14 protein-coding genes are annotated in these 16388 nt (G+C 71.9%); 10 read left to right on the plus strand and 4 right to left on the minus strand.

The features are described 5' to 3' along the window. Nucleotides 1-36 precede the first annotated feature (36 nt). Nucleotides 37-402, minus strand: a complete 366-nt coding sequence (locus ACIP98_RS33950; protein WP_401979688.1) for an ArsC/Spx/MgsR family protein — start codon at nucleotides 400-402, stop codon at nucleotides 37-39. A 228-nt stretch (nucleotides 403-630) separates the two neighbouring features. Here ACIP98_RS33950 and ACIP98_RS33955 point away from each other — a divergent pair, with 228 nt between their 5' ends. The 6 genes from ACIP98_RS33955 (at nucleotide 631) to ACIP98_RS33980 (ending at nucleotide 7883) form a co-directional block, all read left to right on the plus strand. Beyond that, a complete protein-coding gene (locus ACIP98_RS33955; protein WP_401979690.1) occupies nucleotides 631-4344 on the plus strand; it encodes a S8 family serine peptidase in 3714 nt (1237 codons plus the stop codon). A gap of 220 nt (nucleotides 4345-4564) precedes the next feature. Further along, complete coding sequence (locus ACIP98_RS33960) at nucleotides 4565-4936, plus strand: DUF488 domain-containing protein (protein WP_401979692.1); 372 nt, start codon at nucleotides 4565-4567, stop codon at nucleotides 4934-4936. Between the two features lie 235 nt (nucleotides 4937-5171). After that, on the plus strand, nucleotides 5172-5630 hold the full coding sequence (locus ACIP98_RS33965) for a MarR family transcriptional regulator (protein ID WP_319664948.1): 459 nt from the start codon (nucleotides 5172-5174) through the stop codon (nucleotides 5628-5630). A gap of 260 nt (nucleotides 5631-5890) precedes the next feature. After that, the gene (locus ACIP98_RS33970; RefSeq protein ID WP_401979695.1) at nucleotides 5891-6832 is read left to right on the plus strand and encodes an alpha/beta hydrolase family protein; all 942 of its coding nucleotides are present in this window, start codon (nucleotides 5891-5893) and stop codon (nucleotides 6830-6832) included. Then, on the plus strand, nucleotides 6829-7083 hold the full coding sequence (locus ACIP98_RS33975) for an alpha/beta hydrolase family protein (RefSeq protein ID WP_401979698.1): 255 nt from the start codon (nucleotides 6829-6831) through the stop codon (nucleotides 7081-7083). The genes ACIP98_RS33970 and ACIP98_RS33975 overlap by 4 nt, the downstream gene beginning before the upstream one ends. Before the next feature lie 23 nt (nucleotides 7084-7106). Continuing rightward, nucleotides 7107-7883, plus strand: a complete 777-nt coding sequence (locus tag ACIP98_RS33980) for an SDR family NAD(P)-dependent oxidoreductase (RefSeq protein WP_401979700.1) — start codon at nucleotides 7107-7109, stop codon at nucleotides 7881-7883. 363 nt (nucleotides 7884-8246) lie between these two features. Here the strand turns inward: ACIP98_RS33980 and phoU are convergent, their stop codons facing one another. Next, a complete protein-coding gene (gene phoU / locus ACIP98_RS33985; RefSeq protein ID WP_401979703.1) occupies nucleotides 8247-8930 on the minus strand; it encodes a phosphate signaling complex protein PhoU in 684 nt (227 codons plus the stop codon). Between the two features lie 240 nt (nucleotides 8931-9170). On the opposite strand from phoU, the gene ACIP98_RS33990 reads away from it, so the two are divergent. Then, nucleotides 9171-9815 carry a dihydrofolate reductase family protein gene (locus ACIP98_RS33990; protein WP_401979776.1) on the plus strand — a complete coding sequence of 215 codons (645 nt, stop codon included), beginning with the start codon at nucleotides 9171-9173 and terminating at the stop codon, nucleotides 9813-9815. Nucleotides 9816-9919: 104 nt separating this feature from the next. Here ACIP98_RS33990 and ACIP98_RS33995 read toward each other — a convergent pair whose 3' ends face one another. Continuing rightward, a complete protein-coding gene (locus tag ACIP98_RS33995; RefSeq protein ID WP_401979705.1) occupies nucleotides 9920-10999 on the minus strand; it encodes a nuclear transport factor 2 family protein in 1080 nt (359 codons plus the stop codon). A 150-nt stretch (nucleotides 11000-11149) separates the two neighbouring features. On the opposite strand from ACIP98_RS33995, the gene sigJ reads away from it, so the two are divergent. The 3 genes from sigJ (at nucleotide 11150) to ACIP98_RS34010 (ending at nucleotide 13461) form a co-directional block, all read left to right on the plus strand. Further along, a complete protein-coding gene (gene sigJ, locus ACIP98_RS34000) occupies nucleotides 11150-12088 on the plus strand; it encodes an RNA polymerase sigma factor SigJ (RefSeq protein ID WP_319664956.1) in 939 nt (312 codons plus the stop codon). 180 nt (nucleotides 12089-12268) lie between these two features. Continuing rightward, nucleotides 12269-12847 carry a sigma-70 family RNA polymerase sigma factor gene (locus ACIP98_RS34005; RefSeq protein ID WP_319664958.1) on the plus strand — a complete coding sequence of 193 codons (579 nt, stop codon included), beginning with the start codon at nucleotides 12269-12271 and terminating at the stop codon, nucleotides 12845-12847. After that, nucleotides 12841-13461 (plus strand): hypothetical protein, encoded by a 621-nt coding sequence (locus ACIP98_RS34010; protein WP_319664959.1) that lies wholly within the window; start codon nucleotides 12841-12843, stop codon nucleotides 13459-13461. The genes ACIP98_RS34005 and ACIP98_RS34010 overlap by 7 nt, the downstream gene beginning before the upstream one ends. Nucleotides 13462-13596: 135 nt before the next feature. On the opposite strand, the gene ACIP98_RS34015 is transcribed toward ACIP98_RS34010, so the two are convergent. Next, entirely contained in the window at nucleotides 13597-15954 is a 2358-nt protein-coding gene (locus tag ACIP98_RS34015; RefSeq protein ID WP_319664960.1) for a M4 family metallopeptidase, read from the minus strand. Between the last annotated feature and the right edge of the window lie 434 nt (nucleotides 15955-16388).

The following is a 16388-nucleotide window of genomic DNA, read 5'->3' on the forward strand; positions in this document are numbered from 1 at the left end:
CGAGGCGGCGGTCCTCCGCCTGTGGGAAGCGATCGCCTACGGCGTGGGGGGCAGCACGGAGCGGACCGCGTCCTCGCTGCGGGCCACGACGGCCGTTCCGTCGTCCGCGGTGATGATGGGCCGCTGGATGAGGGCCGGGTGCCGGGTCAGCGCCTCGATCCACCGCTGGCGGGTGGAGTCGTCCCGGGCCCACGCCGTCAGACCGATGTCGGCCACGACGGGTTCGCCCGTGCGCGCGATGTCCCAGGGCTCCAGAACGAGCCGGTCCAGCAACGCGGTGAGCTCGGCCGCGGTGGGCGGGTCGTCCAGGTAGCGCCGCACGGTGTACGCGGCCCCCTCCTCGTCGAGGATGGCGAGTGCCGAACGGCACTTCGAGCAGGCCGGATTGATCCAGATCTCCAAGAATTCGCCTCTTCTGTCGGAGCGAACGGCGACACGCCGAATTCACGGGGATATCCACCGCCGTCCGCCCGGACGCGTCACGGCCGACGACCCCGTCTGATCGCGTCACTCTTGTGCCATGGCACAAGAGTGACGCGTGCGGCCCCTTGAACAACGGCGAGGGCGGCCGGAGGATCCAGTGATCTTTTCGCTCATCGCCCGCTCTTCGCCGCGTCTCAGGAGTCTTCCTTGCCCAAGGTTCCCATCCCCCGGCCCGGGCCGATCGCCCTCGCCGTGGCTGCCGCGCTGGCACTCGGCGTCATACCGGCGACAGCCGCTGTGTCCGCGTACTCCGTCGGTGAGGCGTCGCACAACGACGCCGGACACCGAATCCCCGGCCCTGCCGGCACGCACACCGTCACCCTGATCACGGGTGACAAGGTCACCGTCGGGACCGCCGCCGACGGCACCGTCGTGCACTCGTTCCAGGCCGCGAGCGGAGCCACCACCGGCTTCCACCGTGCTGTCCTGGACGGCGCCACCTACGTCTACCCCGACTCCGCGCTGCCGTACGTGAGTGCCGGGAAGCTCGACAAGCAGCTCTTCAACGTGACGCGGCTGATCGCCGAGGGGTACGACGACGCGCACAGCTCCCGGCTGCCGCTGATCGTGCGCTACACCGATGCGGCCGCCAAGTCCCGCACCCGGGCGAAGATGGCCGGCTCGACCGACGTCCGCCGCCTGGACAGCATCCAGGGTGCGGCACTGGCTCAGAACCACGAGCAGGCACCGGAGTTCTGGTCCTCGCTGACCGGCGGCTCCGGCGCCGCGGCCCGGTCCGCCGCGCCGTCCTTCGCGGGCGGCGTCGCCAAGGTGTGGCTCGACGGCAAGGTGAAGGCCGACCTGGCCGACTCCACCGCGCAGATCGGCGCGAACAAGGTCTGGGCGGAGGGCGACACCGGCCAGGGCGTGAAGGTCGCGATGCTCGACAGCGGCGCGGACACCGAACACCCCGACCTGGCGGGGCAGGTGTCGGACAGCGCCAGCTTCGTTCCCGGCGAGGACGACATCGCCGACTACAACGGCCACGGCACGCACGTCGCGTCCACCATCGTCGGCACGGGCAGCGCCTCGGACGGCAAGGAGCGGGGTGTCGCCTCCGGCGCCCGGCTGGCCGTCGGCAAGGTGCTCAACTCCGAGGGCAGCGGCCAGGAATCCTGGATCATCGCGGGCATGGAGTGGGCCGCCCGCGACCAGAAGGCCAGGATCATCAGCATGAGCCTGGGCGGGGGCGGTGACAAGACCGACCCGATGAGCCAGGCCGTCGACGAACTCAGCCACGAGACGGGCGCGTTGTTCGTGATCGCGGCGGGCAACGGCGGCCCCCACTCCATCAGCAGCCCCGGTGCCGCGGACTCCGCGCTGACCGTCGGAGCCGTCGACTCCACCGACACGCTCGCGGACTTCTCCAGCCAGGGTCCGCGCGACGGGGACGGCGGCCTGAAGCCGGAGATCACCGCGCCCGGTGTCGACATCGTCGCGGCGCGCTCCCACTACAAGCGAGGTTCCGGCTACTACACCACGATGAGCGGTACGTCGATGGCGACGCCGCACGTCGCGGGCGCTGCCGCGCTCCTCGCCTCCGCGCACCCCGACTGGACGGGCGCCCAGCTCAAGGAAGCGCTGGTCAGCAGCGCCAAGGCGACCCCGGCGTACACCCCGTACCAGGCGGGCGCCGGCCGGCTCGACGCACTGGCGGCCGTGCACACCACGGTCTTCGCCACCACGAGCGCCTACTCCGGCTTCTACACGTGGCCGCCGAAGCCGGGGCAGACCGACGCCCAGACGGTGACGTACACCAACGTCGGCGACGCACCGGCCGACCTCCATCTGGCGGTCGACGGCACCGTCCCGGCCGGGTTGTTCAGCCTCTCCGCCGACCACGTCACCGTGCCCGCCCACGGCACCGCCACGGCCACCCTGACCGCGGATCTGGACAAGCTGGGCGGCGACCAGTCGGTCAGCGCCATGATCACCGGTAAGGACGGCAGCGGCGCGGTCCGCGCCCGGACCCTGATCGGCGCGGCCCGCGAGGGCCAGCGGCAGAATCTGACCGTCGTCGCCAAGGACCGCTCGGGCAAGCCGCTGGAGGGCCGGGTCGTCCTGACCGCCGAGCACATCTTCACGGTGATGGACCTCGACGCGTCCGGCACCGGCACGGCGCGGCTGCCCGTCGGCAGTTACAGCGGCTGGCTCACCGGCGACGTGCAGGGCGCCGAAGGCCCGCACTCGCGCGGCATGGTGCTGCTCGCCTTCAACGACGTGAAGCTGGACCAGGACCGCACCGTCAGCCTGGACGGCCGCAAGGCGCGCCAGATCCTGGCACGCGTGCCGCAGCAGACCACCGCCGTCGCGCCGCGCCTGGACGCCCACCGGTCCTTCGCCGACAGCCTGGTGGAGACGTCGATGCTGCCGAACCCGTCGTACGACAGCATCTGGGCGCTCCCGACCGGCAAGAAGGTCACCGACGGCGAGTTCGAGACCGGGGCCCGCTTCCGCCTCGAGCAGCCCGCTCTGACCGTGAGCACGAAGTCGACGACGTTCGACGACCCGCTGGTCAAGCGCGCGGCCACGCCACTGCCCGCCGGTACCCGGAACCTGACGGCGGTCTTCGCCGGTGACGGCACGGCCGGGGAGCTCGCGCGGCAGGACGTGCGCGGCAAGGCCGTGGTGGTGCGCGGCGCCGGCACGGAAGGGATCCAGGCCCAGGCCGAGGCCGCCGCGGCCGCCGGCGCGCGGCTGCTGCTGGTCGTCAACGACGGCGTCGGCCGCATGGAGCCCTGGGACGAGAACCCCTGGAGCCCGGAGAGCCCGGCCCCGGTGACGGTGGCGACGCTCAACGCCGACCAGGGCGCGGACCTGCTCGGCCAACTCCGGCACGGCACGGTCTCGCTGAAGGTCACCTCGCACCCCACGACCGACTACGTCTACGACGTCGTGCACCACTGGACGGGCGCCGTTCCGGCGGACCCGACCTGGCGTGAGGAGTCCAAGGACCTCGGCCGGGTGGACGTCTCCTTCCGGAACTACCGGCAGGGCAAGGCGATGGAGTTCCGTCCGGACGTCTGGCGCGGCTGGGCCGTCGGCAACCAGCTCACCGCGCCCGCCCAGGGCGAGCGCACCGACTGGGTCACCGCCGGCACCACGTGGCTGGACGACGCCTTCATCCAGGGCGAGACCGGGCAGCACTCGATCGACCCGCTGACCTACCCGGCGCGGAAGACCGGCAAGGTCAGCTGGTTCGGCCCGATCCAGCGGCCCCGCATGGGCCCGATCAACTACCAGCCGGTGCGCTACCTCGACACCATGTACATCACCGCGCCCGGCTGGGGTGACTCGGGGTCCGGCCACGTCGGCGAGGCCGGCGCGAACTTCGACGTCAAGGACTGGATGTCGCTCTACCAGGGCGACCAGCAACTCGACTGGGGCAACGCCGAGTACCTGCAGGTTCCCGGCCTCGGCGCCGAGCGGCTGCCCTACCGGCTGGTCGTCGACAACGACCGCGGCACCTGGGCCAACCCGTACTCGACGCACACGCTGACCGAGTGGGACTTCACCTCCGCGGTCACCGGCAGCGACGCGGCGGCGTCCCTGCCGCTCATCCAGCTCGACTACGGCGTGGACACCGACAAGTCCGGCCGTGCCGACCGGCACGCCGGCCTGACGGTGAGCGCCTCGCACCTGCCGGGCACCACGGCCGCCATCGGGAAGCCGACCGTCGAGGTGTCGTACGACGACGGTGCGACCTGGCAGCGGACCGACCTCAGCCGGTGCGACGACGGATGGCGCACGAACCTGCGCGCGCCGCGGTCCGCCGGCTACGTCACCCTCCGGGTCGGCGCCCGGGACACCGCGGGCAACACCGTCTCGCAGACGATCACCCGGGCCTTCGGCCTGCGCTGACGTCACACCCCGGGAGGTCACCCGGGACAGCACCGCGTGGGCGGGGCCGCAGCCGGCGGCCCCGCCCATGCGGCGTCCACGGGGCCGGGGCGGAAGCCGTCACCCGGCTCGGCGGGCCGTGCCGCCGTGCCGCCGATAGAGTGATCACCACACGCCCCGCCCCGGCGTGGACGTTTTCGGACCGGCGCCGGGCAGGCCCACCGGGAAGGTGACGACGCCCATGACCGGACAGTTCAGTTGCCGGAGGATCTACGAGGACACCTCCTCGCGGGACGGCAAGCGCGTACTCGTCGACCGCCTGTGGCCCCGCGGAATGAGCAAGGAACGGGCCCACCTGGACGAGTGGCTGCGCGACGTGGCGCCCTCGGCCGACCTGCGCCAGTGGTACCACCACGACCAGGAGCGCTTCACGGAGTTCCGGGACCGGTACATCGGCGAGTTGAAGGACGCGGAGCACCGGCCGGCCGTGCAGCATCTGCGCGACCTCGCCGTCCGCGACAAGGTCACCCTGCTCACCGCGACCAAGGACCTCGACCACAGCGAGGCCGCCGTGCTCGCCCAGTGGCTCGGCGCCGCCGGTAGCCCGCAGTAGGCGTGCGGCCCCCCACTTCCGGGCGAGCACCCCGCTCCAGGTGATCGTCCCGTCGGCGGCGGAGCCCCGGCCAAGCGCGGGAGAATCCCCGCCCTGTCGCTCTCCGGCGCGCGTCATGGGCCGCCCGGACGCCGTCAGGCCGTCGCGTACGGCTGGTTACCGCGCCGTTAGAATCTCCTGATCGTCAGGCGTCCCCTCGGGGGCGGGACAGTGGAGAAGGGGCGTGAGGCGCGCGGTGCGCAACGTTGCTGACCCGGATCTCGGAGTGCTGGCCGGACGCCTGCTGTTCGCCGTCCAGACCGAGCTCTTCTCCCGGCTCCGCGACCTCGGCTTCGACGACCTGAAGCCCCGTCACGGCGCGGTCCTCGCCTACCTCCAGCCGCAGGGCATCCGGGCGACGGACCTGGCCCGCGTGTCCGGCCAGCACAAGCAGGTGATCGGCACGCTGGTCGACGAACTCACCGCGCTGGACTACGTCGAGCGGCAGAGCGACCCGGCGGACCGGCGGGCCAAACTGGTCTGCCCCACCAAGCGCGGCCGCGCCCAGATGGCCGCCGCGGACACCATCATGGCGGAGATGCAGGAGCGTCACGCCCAGCGCCTCGGCGGGACCGTCTACGCCGAGTTCAAGCGCCTGTTCGTGGACGTGGTCGAGCAGCAGCGCCGCGACGCGAGCACGGTCACCGGCGACTGACCGGCCGCGGGGACCCGGGACGTCGTCCCCGCTCGGCGTGCGTCGGGGAAGGTGCCGGCTTTCCGGACGGGTGCATGGTCACTGATCGTTACTTTCCGTGGCCGATGCTCACGCGAACGTGACGTCACCCGTGGGCGGGAGAGCCGCTGCTTGCGCTTGCCTGGGTCACTCCTTAGGGTCACTAGTAAGGAAAAGTGATAGTCACTGAAACTTACTACTTGCCTGCGTCGTGAGACGCCGCGTCGCCGGGAGTCCGTTCCATGTCTGTGATCGAGTTGACCACCTTCACCGTCGCGCCCGAGCGGACGTCCGCGATGCTGGCCGCTCGCGGCGCGATGCTCGCCGCGTTCCGTGAGGACCGGCGGGGGTTCGTGGACGCGCGGCTGGTTCGGGTGGCCGACCACACGTGGCTGGACGTCGTCGAGTGGGCGGACGCGCAGGCGTACGACGAATCGCGTGCGAAGGGCGGCAACCTGCCGGGGATAGCCGCCTTCTTCGCCACCATCGACACGCTGGTGAGCGCCGAGAGCGGTGTGCGCTACGACGACGCGGAGGACGGCCGGCGCACGGTGCGGACCATCGCGTACGGTCCGGAGCCCTCGCAGGTCGGAGAGCTGTACCTGCCGGAAGGGGACGGCCCGTTCCCCACGGTCGTCCTGATCCACGGCGGTTGGTGGGCGGCGATGTTCGACCGCAGGCAGTCGACACCCCTCGCGGAGGACCTGGTCTCGCGGGGGTTCGCGGTGTGGAACATCGAGTACCGGCGGATCGGTGAACCCGGCGGTGGCTGGCCCGGCACGTTCGACGACGTGGCCGCCGCGGTCGACGCGGTGCCCGATCTCGACCCCTCGCTCGACGGCGGCCGGGTGCTGGTCGTGGGCCACTCGGCCGGGGGCCTGCTCGCCGCGTGGACCGCACACCGGTCCACGCTGCCCGACGGCGTCCCCGGCGCCCGTCCGAAGCTCCGGCCGCTGGGCGTGGTGACCCTGGCCGGCGTGCTCGACCTCGTGGCTGCCGACGAGGCCCGGCTGGGGAGGGATCTCGCGGAGCCGGACGCCGAACCGCCGGCCGGTGCGCCGGCGCCGTCGCCGTCGCCGTTCGAGCCGGATCCGTGGCCCGGTCTCGCGTCGACGGCGCACGATGGGATGGTGGCGCTTCTGCTGGGCGGCCGAGCCGCCGCCACCCCGAGCGGTACGCGGTGACGTCCCCGGTACTGCTGAAGAACGGTGGCGTGCCGATGCTCGTGATCCACGGCACCGCCGACGAGGTGATCCCGTTCGGGTACGGGCGGACGTACGCGGAGGCGGCGGCCGCTGCCGGCGTGGAGGTCACCTTCACGGCATCGCCCGGCGCGGGCCACTTCGACGTCGTGGAACCGGACGGACACGCATGGGGCGTCGCACGGGCGTGGCTGGAGCAGCGGTCGGCGGCGGGCGGGGAGCACACGTCGTGAACGAGTGAGGGATGGGAGTGATCGTGTCCGGACGATTCGCGGGGAAGGTCATCCTGATCACCGGGGCCACCTCCGGTGTGGGCCGTGCGACCGCGGAGCGGATCGCCGGTGAGGGCGCGAGGGTCCTCCTGGCGGCCCGCGGCCGGGAGGCCGGCGACGCGCTGGAGGCCGGGATCCGTGCCACTGGTGGCGAGGCCGCTTTCGTGTCCGCCGACGTGACCGTCGAGGCGGAGGCGGCGGAACTGGTCCGGCAGGCGCTGAGCCGGTACGGCCGGCTCGACGGCGCGTTCAACAACGTGGGTGCCCCCACCGCCGTCCGCCCGGTCACCGAGATCGACGGTGACGCCTGGCGCGCGGACCTGGAGTTGAACCTCAGCAGCGTCTTCTACGGCCTGAGGCACCAGATTCCCGCACTCCGGGCGAGCGGTGGCGGCGCGATCTTGAACAGCGCCTCCACCTGCGGCGTCGCCGCCTACCCGAACATGGCCTCCTACAACGCCGCCAAGCACGGCGTGATCGGGCTCACCCAGTCGGCGGCGCTGGACACGGCCGCGGCCGGTATCAGGGTCAATGCCCTGATCATCGGCGGCGTCGACACCCCCCTGTCACGCGGACTGGCGCAGGCCGCGCCGGGCGTGCCGGAGGAGTCCTGGCGAGCGGCCGAGGAGATGCATCCGCTGGGGCGGATGGGCCGGCCGGAGGAGGTCGCGGCGTTCGCGGCGTTCCTGCTGAGCGATGAGACCCAGTTCATCACCGGGGCCGCGCTCGCGATCGACGGCGGGATGACCGCCCGCTTGTAGCTGGACTCCGTGGGGGCTCCATGAACGTGTCCGCGGCAGGCGGAACAGCGCCGGGACGGCCCTCAGGACGGTGTCCCCACCCGCCAGGGCCCAGGCGTCGGCTCCACGTCGGAGGCGTGACCCACCACCGAAGGAGCAGCCCATGCCCGGCTTCTCCCCGTAGGAGAAGCGCGCACTCGCCGACGCGCCCCTGGAGGACGAGCGGGCGGCAGCCGTCGCCGTCGACAGGCTGGTGGCCGAGGCGGTCGCCGTCTCGCCGGACGGCATCGTCACCGCGCCGATCCCCGTGCCGAACGGGAGCTTCTCCTTCGGCCGGGGCCAACTCCGGCTCTCGGACGCGGCTCCCCGACGCCGATCCCGGGATCAGGGCAGGTTGACGGGTGACACCTCGGACGGGGCGAGGACGTCCGCGTGTTCGCCGGTGACGAGGTAGACGACGCGGTTGGCCACGGCGACGGCGTGATCGGCGAAGCGTTCGTAGTAGCGGCCGGCGAGCGTGACGTCGACCGCGGTCTCCACGCCGTGCTTCCAGCGTTCGTCCAGCAGGTGCTGGAACAGCGCGCGGTGAAGGGTGTCGATCCGGTCGTCGTCCTGTTCCATGGTCAGGGCCGTGTCGACGTCCCGGGTCACCAGGACCTCGGCGGCCTTGGCCATGAGGTGCTGTGCCAGCCGGCCCATTTCCAGGATGGTGCTGCGCAGATCGTCCGGGACGGCCCGTTCGGGGGCGCGGCGCTGGGCGAGTTTGGCCACGTGCTTGGCCAGGTCGCCGGAGCGTTCCAGGTCCGCGCTCATGCGCAGCGAGGTCACGACGATCCGCAGGTCGGTCGCGACGGGCTGCTGCCGGGCAAGCAGGGCGATGGCCCGGTCCTCCAGCGCGTGCTGCAGGGCGTTGACCTCTTCGTCGCTCGCGATGACGAGCTCGGCGAGGGCCAAGTCGCCCTCCAGCAGCGCCGTGGTGGCCCGCTCCATGGCGGAACCGACCAGCTCGGCCATCTCGACCAGGCTCGTGCTGATGGATTCGAGTTCCTCATGATATGCGTCGCGCATTGTGTCCCCTCCGGTACCGATGACCTGCCAAGCCCCCGTCAGCGGTCAGCCTTCCACAAGATGACGGAAAGCGCCCTGACGGCGTGAGGGGCGACGGCGACGGCGGCGGCGCCGCGCGGCGCGCCACGCGTCACTGAAAAATGCCGGTGGACCGGTGTCGATCGCGGCATGTCCCGTTCGACGTCATGGTGTGCGGCGCTCCGCCGCACGACGACGCGACAGGATCTGGTGAGTGCGGACGTGGACCAGCTGCTGAGAGTGATGAACTTCAACGTCTCGACCGACGGAATCGGTGCCGGTGAGGACCAGAGTCTGGAGAGGCCGTTCGGTTGCGACGGCGCCGAGCGGCTGTTCGGCTGGGCCGGTGCGACGGCGAGCTGGCCGAATCGCACGGATCCCGGAGGAAGCCGGGGTCTGGACGACTACTTCACGCGGGATTTCGCACGCAACATCGGTGCCGAGATCATGGGCCGCAACAAGTTCGGGCCGCAGCGCGGGCCCTGGCACGACCACGAGTGGCGCGGCTGGTGGGGACAGGAGCCGCCGTTCCGCACGCCGGTGTTCGTCATGACCCATCACCCGCGTCCTTCGTTCACGCTGGCCGACACCACGTTCCACTTCGTCGAGGGGGATCCGGCGGCGGTCCTGGAACGGGCGCGTGAAGCGGCGCAGGGCAAGGACGTCCGGCTCGGCGGCGGGGTCACCACGGTCCGCCAGTTCCTCGACGCCGACCTGGTCGACTCCCTGCACGTGGCGGTCGCGCCGGTGAGGCTGGGGTCCGGGCTGCGGCTGTGGAAGTCTCCTGAGGAGCTGCTGGACCGCTTCCACCTGGAGGTCGTGCCCAGTCCGAGCGGTGTGACGCATCACCTGTTCTGGCGGAGGTGACGCCGAGGGCCGCGCGGGCCGGGCCCCGGCCGCGAGGGGTACGCCCCCGCCGTCAGCGGCCCGGGCGGGGCGGACGCGGTCACGCCCCGGGCCGGGTCGCCGGGTCAGTATCCGATGGCCTGTCGCAGGAGGAGTACTGTGCCGCGACCTGGGCGGGGATCCGCGTTGAGGACGAGCAGGCGGTTGATGGCGCTGGGCATCCCGTACACGGCCTGGGCGCGGGCGTTTTCCAGTGGGAGGGCGTGCTCCTCGACGCGGCGCAGTGCCGTGCCCAGGTCCGGCACCACCTTCTGCGCGCCGACGATCCAGACCGCGTGGGCGGCGCCGCCCGCGTTGGCGGGGAGCTGGCTGCCGCTGCCGGAGGCAAGGACGAGGGAGCCGGTCTCGGTGACCGCGGCGACGCTGTTCACGACGAATTCGGGGGTGGCGAGCAGCTTTCGGATCTCGTCCGCGTGGGTGGCGCGGTCCAGGGTCAGGACGTGTGGCCTGATGGCGTCGTAGCGGCCGCCGGCGTTGATGTCCTCGTCGATGCCGGACAGCCGGAGGGTCTCGCTGGCTCCGGTGAGCACGCCTGCGCCTTCGGGGAGCAGGGCTTCGACGCGGGCGCGCGCGGCAGCGGCATCGTCGAGGATCTCGGTGGCGAATCCGTTGGCGCGCAGCGCGGCGGCTGCCCGCTCCAGCCGTTCGGCCGGTGCGGGGTCGGCGAAGGACACGGCCGGAGTCGGACGGGTTCGGGACCCCTGTGGCGATCGGGGTGCCGTGCCCGCCAGCGGGGAGGTGTCGAGGTACCTGACCTCGTAGATCCGCTCGGCGAACCTCCAGCCCTCCGCGGTGCGCCGGTAGCGGTCGTGGTAGACGGCGTAGTTCAGGCCCTGGCGTCCGTCCAGGGTGCGCGCGAGTTCCTGGACGTAGGCACGGCCGGTCGCCGTGTCCCCGTCGAGCAGGATCGTGCCGGGGTGCGTGGTCTGGACGAAGAAGTCCCACTGGCTCTGCAGCCGCTCGCCCCCGGCACGGATCTCGTCGCGGCCGAGCAGTTCGACGGGGATGTCGGGCATGCGCAGGGCACCGTCAGGGGTGAACAGTGCGGCCAGGCGGGGCCGGTCGCGCATCATGGCCGCGTCGGTGAACTCGCCGCGCAGCGCCTCGATCTCGACGCGGTCCGCGATGGCCCGGAAGTCGTTCATCGGCGTCCTCTTTCCGTCGTGTCGTCGTCCTGACCGGTACGACAACGCAGCCCCGCGGAGTGTGAGGTGGCGCGCCGGCCTCACATTCCGGTGCGCTGCGGTGTCGTACCGGGTAGGGGCACAGAAGCGAGTGAGGGAGACGGCCGGACCATGACCACCACAGCCGGGCCCGGCGGCCAGCAGAGGGATCCGGGCCTCAGCGCGATCATGAGCGAGCGGCGCCGGCTGATCAACCTCGCCTATCGGCTGCTGGGGTCCCTCGCCGACGCCGAGGACGTCGTGCAGGAGACCTACGCCCGCTGGTACGCCATGTCCGCTCCCGAGCGGCGGTCCATCGAGTCGCCGGGCGCCTGGCTGGTGACGGTCGCCGGCCGCATCTGCCTGAACCTGCTCGGCTCGGCGCGGGCCAGGCGGGAGACCTACGTGGGCGACTGGCTGCCCGAACCGCTGCCCGAGCCCACGGAATGGATCGCTGGACGCTCCGGCGCGGGCGGGACCGACCCGGCTGATCGGGTCACTCTCGACGAGTCGGTGACGATGGCCTTCCTGGTGGTCCTCGACACGATGACCCCGGCCGAGCGCGTGGCGTTCGTCCTGCACGACGTGTTCCGCTACCCCTTCCGCGAGGTCGCCGGGATCGTCGGCCGCACACCGGCGGCGTGCCGCCAACTGGCCTCGTCCGCCCGCCGCCGGATCCGCACCGCGCGGACCCCGGCGGTTCCGAGTGCCGGGCAGGCCCGGATCGTCAGGCGCTTCAGGACCGCGTGGGAGGCCAAGGACATCGACGCCCTGATCGGCCTGCTCGACCCCGACGCCACCGCGACCGCCGACGGCGGCGGGCTGGCCGTCACCCACGTGCGCCCGATCGTCGGCGGTGTCCGGATCGCACGTGCCTATGCCGAGATCGCCCGGGTGTCCGGTGACCGCACGACGTTCCTGGAGCGCACGGTCAACGGTGTGCCCGGCTTGGTGGCGCGGCAGGACGGCGCCATCGCTACGGTGTTCGCCTTCGACTTCGCGGGGGACCGGATCAGGCACATCTGGGCGGTGCGCAACCCCGAGAAGCTCGGTCCCTGGAGGGCCACCTGAGGGGCGATCCGCACCCCGGGGGGCGGGCCTCCCGGCCCCGGCACCGACGGCACCGCGGTGACCTGCGAGGATCGGATTCTCCGCGGTGGGGATGCCGGGCGGAGACCTGGGTTCCGGCGCCGGCGGAAGGTCGTCCCGCCGACCGTGAAAGGAAGCGGGCGGTCCCGGACAGGTGAGGGTGTGGAATTGAGGCTGGTGCACGAGCGGTCCCGGGTCCGGGAGGCTCGATTCGAGGCGTTGCTGGGTGTGGTGGCGGAGCCGCTGCACCGCTATCTACGGCGGCGGGCGGACGCCTCCGCGATCGACGACGTGCTCGCGGAGACCATGCTTGTGCTGTGGCGCCGGCTGGAGGACGTGCCGGGGATCGACGCGGAGGGTTCGGTCGACCCCGACGAGGCGCTGCCGTGGTGCTACGGCGTCACGAGGGGCTGTCTGGCCAACGCGCACCGGGCGGAGCGGCGTCGGCTCCGGCTGGTGGAACGGCTGACTCGGACAGCCGAGCCGTCGCGCGAGGTGGCGGCGGACCACCTGGAACTGCATCGAGCGCTGGAGCTGCTGGGAGCGCTGGACCGCGAGGTCGTCCGGCTGTGGGCCTGGGAGGGACTGACGCCGAGCGCGATCGCGCAGGTGACCGGGCTGACCGCCAACGCGGCGAGCATCCGGCTGCACCGGGCCAAAAAGAAGATCGCCGCTCGGCTCGAGCGAAAGAATCCCCGGCAGGCCGGACACAGGACGGATGAAGAAGGGAGCCGATGGTGAACGACGACGAACTGCTGGCCCGGATGAGGGCCATCGACCCGGCACGGACATCCGAGGCTCCTTCCCCCGATCCCCAGCTTCTCCTGGAGGCCACCGTGACCGCCGACACCCGCGTTTCCCCGACCGAGCAGAGTGCCGGGGGTGAATCCCGCCGGCGCTTCCTGCCCATCGCGGTGGGCGCGGCCCTGCTCGTGGTGGTGGCCGGCCTGACCTGGGGTGTGACCTCGCGGGACACTCCGCCGTCGCCGTCGGCCGCGGCGACCCCGGCCGCCCCTGCGCTGACTCTGACCGTTCCGGACGCGCCCGCCGCGAAGTGCGCCCCGGTCACCGTCGACCTCCTGCGCGGCGTGCAGACCGCGTTCGAAGGCACGGCGACCGCCGTCAAGGGCGACCGGGTCGAACTCGGGGTGGACCGCTGGTACCGGGGCAGCGGCCCCACCACCGTCCGGCTCACCAGCGACGCGAAGCTGGCCCAGCTCCTGAGCGGAGCGGAGTTCGCCGTCGGCCGTCACTACCTGGTCGCCGCGAACGACGGCCGTGTCACCCTGTGCGGCTCCACCGCGGAAGCCACCCCGCAATTGCGGGCCCTCTACGAGCAGGCGTACACCGGCTGAGATCCGACCGCTGAGATCCGACCGCAGGGATCAGCGCCCGTTCTCCCGGGGGCTGGGCACGCGGGTGCCGTCGCACCCCGGGGAACGGGGTGCGACGGCGCCATGGTGCGTCGGCGTGCGGGCAGTGGCGACCGGTCAGAAGTCCAGGTGCCAGTCGTCCAGATAGCCCGGCACCGCGGCGTTGCCCGGGAACGACGGGGTGTTGTCCTGGATCCGCAGCTTCCATGTGCCGTTGGCCGCCACCGACGAGGCGTCGACGGTGTAGGTGGCGTGCAGTTCGCTTCCGGTGTCCCAGGCGAAGTCCTTCACCAGGAACGCGGTGCCGTCCGGCGCCACCAGCCAGATGATCTGTCCGCCGATCCACCCCTTGTACACGTCGACACTGACCTTGAGCGCGGCGGAGGCGTTGCCCTGCCGGCCCGTGACGGTGATCGGCGACTCCGTGGTCGCCCACGCGCCGATGTCGTACCGGTCGGGGTTGACGAAGTGATCGCCGCCCGAGGCCAGGACGGTCCAGGTCCACGGCACCGGCAGGGTCTCCGCCGCCGAGGTGCGGATCGTGACCACCGTCGCGAAGGTGCCGGCGGCCCTCGGGGTGCCCGTGATCAGGCCCGTCGTACGGTTGATGGACAGGCCGGTGGGCAGGTTCGCCGCCGAGTACGTCAAGGCGCCAGGACGACTGCTCGCCGCCACGATCTGCCGGCTGACCGGGATGCCCACCGCCGAGTCGCGGGTGGACGGCGGCACCACGGCGATGTGGTTGACGAAGCGCGGACCGACGTTCACCGCGGCCCACGCGTTGCCCACCGCCTCGTACGCGTCACTGGACTTGCCGAAGAGGTCCGCGGCGGCCTGAAGGGTGGCCACCCGCGCCGCGGCGTAGTCCGTGGTGCTGGTCATGTAGCGGGTCAGGGCCCGGTACCAGACGTTGGTGGCGTTGTGCAGCCCGAGGCCGGCGACCGGCTTGCCGTCGTAGGTGGGACTGTCGTAGGAGACACCGTTGATCGTCTTCTTCCCGCTGCCCTCGGACAGCAGGTAGAAGAAGTGGTTGCCGACGCCCGAACTGTGGTGGACGTCAAGGTTCTTGGTCTGCGGCGTCCAGTAGTCCTCTGACGTGCCCTTGACCGGGTCGGCGTCCTTGGAGGGCTGGTCCATGTAGCGCAGCGGCTTGCCGGTGCCGCGCACGTCGGCGAGCTCGCCCAGGGTGTAGTCGGGTGTGTCCGACGGGTTGTTGGCGTAGAACTCCACGGCCGTGGCCATGATGTCGCTGGTGGCCTCGTTGAGACCGCCCGATTCGCCCTCGTAGATCAGGCCGGCCGTCTCGGAGGTCACGCCGTGGGTCATCTCGTGCGCGGCGATGTCGAGTTCGGTCAGCGGGTGCGCGTTCTCCAGGCCGTCGCCGTACGTCATGCAGAAGCAGCCGTCGTCCCAGAAGGCGTTGGCGTAGTTGCTGCCGTAGTGGACGCGCGAGTACGACCCGGCACCGTTGTCGGCGATGCCGTTGCGGCCGTACATGTCGTGGTAGAAGTCCCAGGTCTTGCGCTGGCCGTAGGCGGCGTCGACGGCGGCCGTCTGGCGGTCGGCGGTGGTGCCGTCGCCCCACTGGTCGTCGGCGTCCGTGACGAGAGTGCCGTTGCCGCCGACGCCCGTCAGGTCGTAGGTGCTGTGGCCGCCGCGCTGCGGGTCGGTCAGCTCGTAGTGGTCGCCGTTGCGGACGGTGCCGATCTGCACGCGGCCGCTGTACTGGCTCTGCCCGGTACCGGCGTTGATCTGCTCCGCGTGCTGCAGTTCCTCGCCGGTCGCGGCGTCGGTGAGCACCTGGACGCTGCTGGGGGTTCCGTCGTCCTGGACTCCGGTGACGACCGACTGCCAGGCGAGCCGGGGCTTGCCCTCGCCACCGGCCCAGACCACCAGTCGGGGTGCGGCGGTGGCCTTCGCCTTGTCGTTCCGCTCCTCCTTGACGGAGGCCAGCGCCGACTTCCGCGCCGTGGCGGCCGGCACGGAGGCGACCGTCGTGGGGAGCGATATCCGTCCGGTCGGCTCCGTGGTGGTCCGCGTGGCACCTTGCTGGTGCACCACCAGGTCACCGCCGATGACGGGGAGTCCGTGGTACGTGCGCTCGTAGCGGGTGTGCACGGTGCCGTCGGCGTCCTTGACGACGTCCTTCGGCACCAGCTTCTCGCCGCCGTCGAGCCGCAGCGCGTGTGCGGTGTCGGCGCTGGTCCGGGCGGCGTCGTCCAGGAGTTCGGCGCGCTGCGCGGTGGAGAGCCGGAGGGACGCGGCGCCGGCCCGGGCCGCCGCGGATATCCGGGGCGGCGCGGGCTGGTGCGCGGCGTCGAGTGCGGCCCGGGGCGCGGCGACGGCGCCGGCTGCCGGGAGGACGGTGACGAGGGCGGCGGCCAGGGCGACCGTCGCGGCGACGGCGGCCGTGCGGCGCCGAGTCGGTGAAGTCCGTGGCGAAGTGGCGCCCGTGACAGGGGGGTTGTGCGTCACTGGTGCAGCTCCTTGAGCCCGGGCCGGGAGGGGCCCGGGGGGAAGGGGGACGGGAGGCGACGGTGCCTCCGTGGCGAAGTCGCACGGTGCGAATGCGCGTACGACCAGGGGATCGTTTCAACCACCCGATCCACCGTCCACAGTTCGGAGATCATTGTCCGAAAAGCGGTGAGCGGTTCACGGCTCGGCCATCCGTTCCCAGGTCGTGCCACTTGGGGCTTCATCCGGGTGTAACAGGGCGCGGTTCCGGCCGCGATGGCGAGTTTCGGCCAACCGCGGTCGTGGTTTCGGTGTCGGTATCCCGACAGCTGTCGTGGATGCGACAGCGGTTGTGCGGAGGCATCGCTCGTGGCGTCGGCGCCGTGCCGCCGCCGTGCGAGAGCCGGCGAACGGCTCTCGCTCGAAATTCCGGGAGGCTCTGCGGAGTCGCGGTC

Source organism: Streptomyces sp. NPDC088354 (genome assembly GCF_044753585.1).
GTDB lineage: Bacteria > Actinomycetota > Actinomycetes > Streptomycetales > Streptomycetaceae > Actinacidiphila.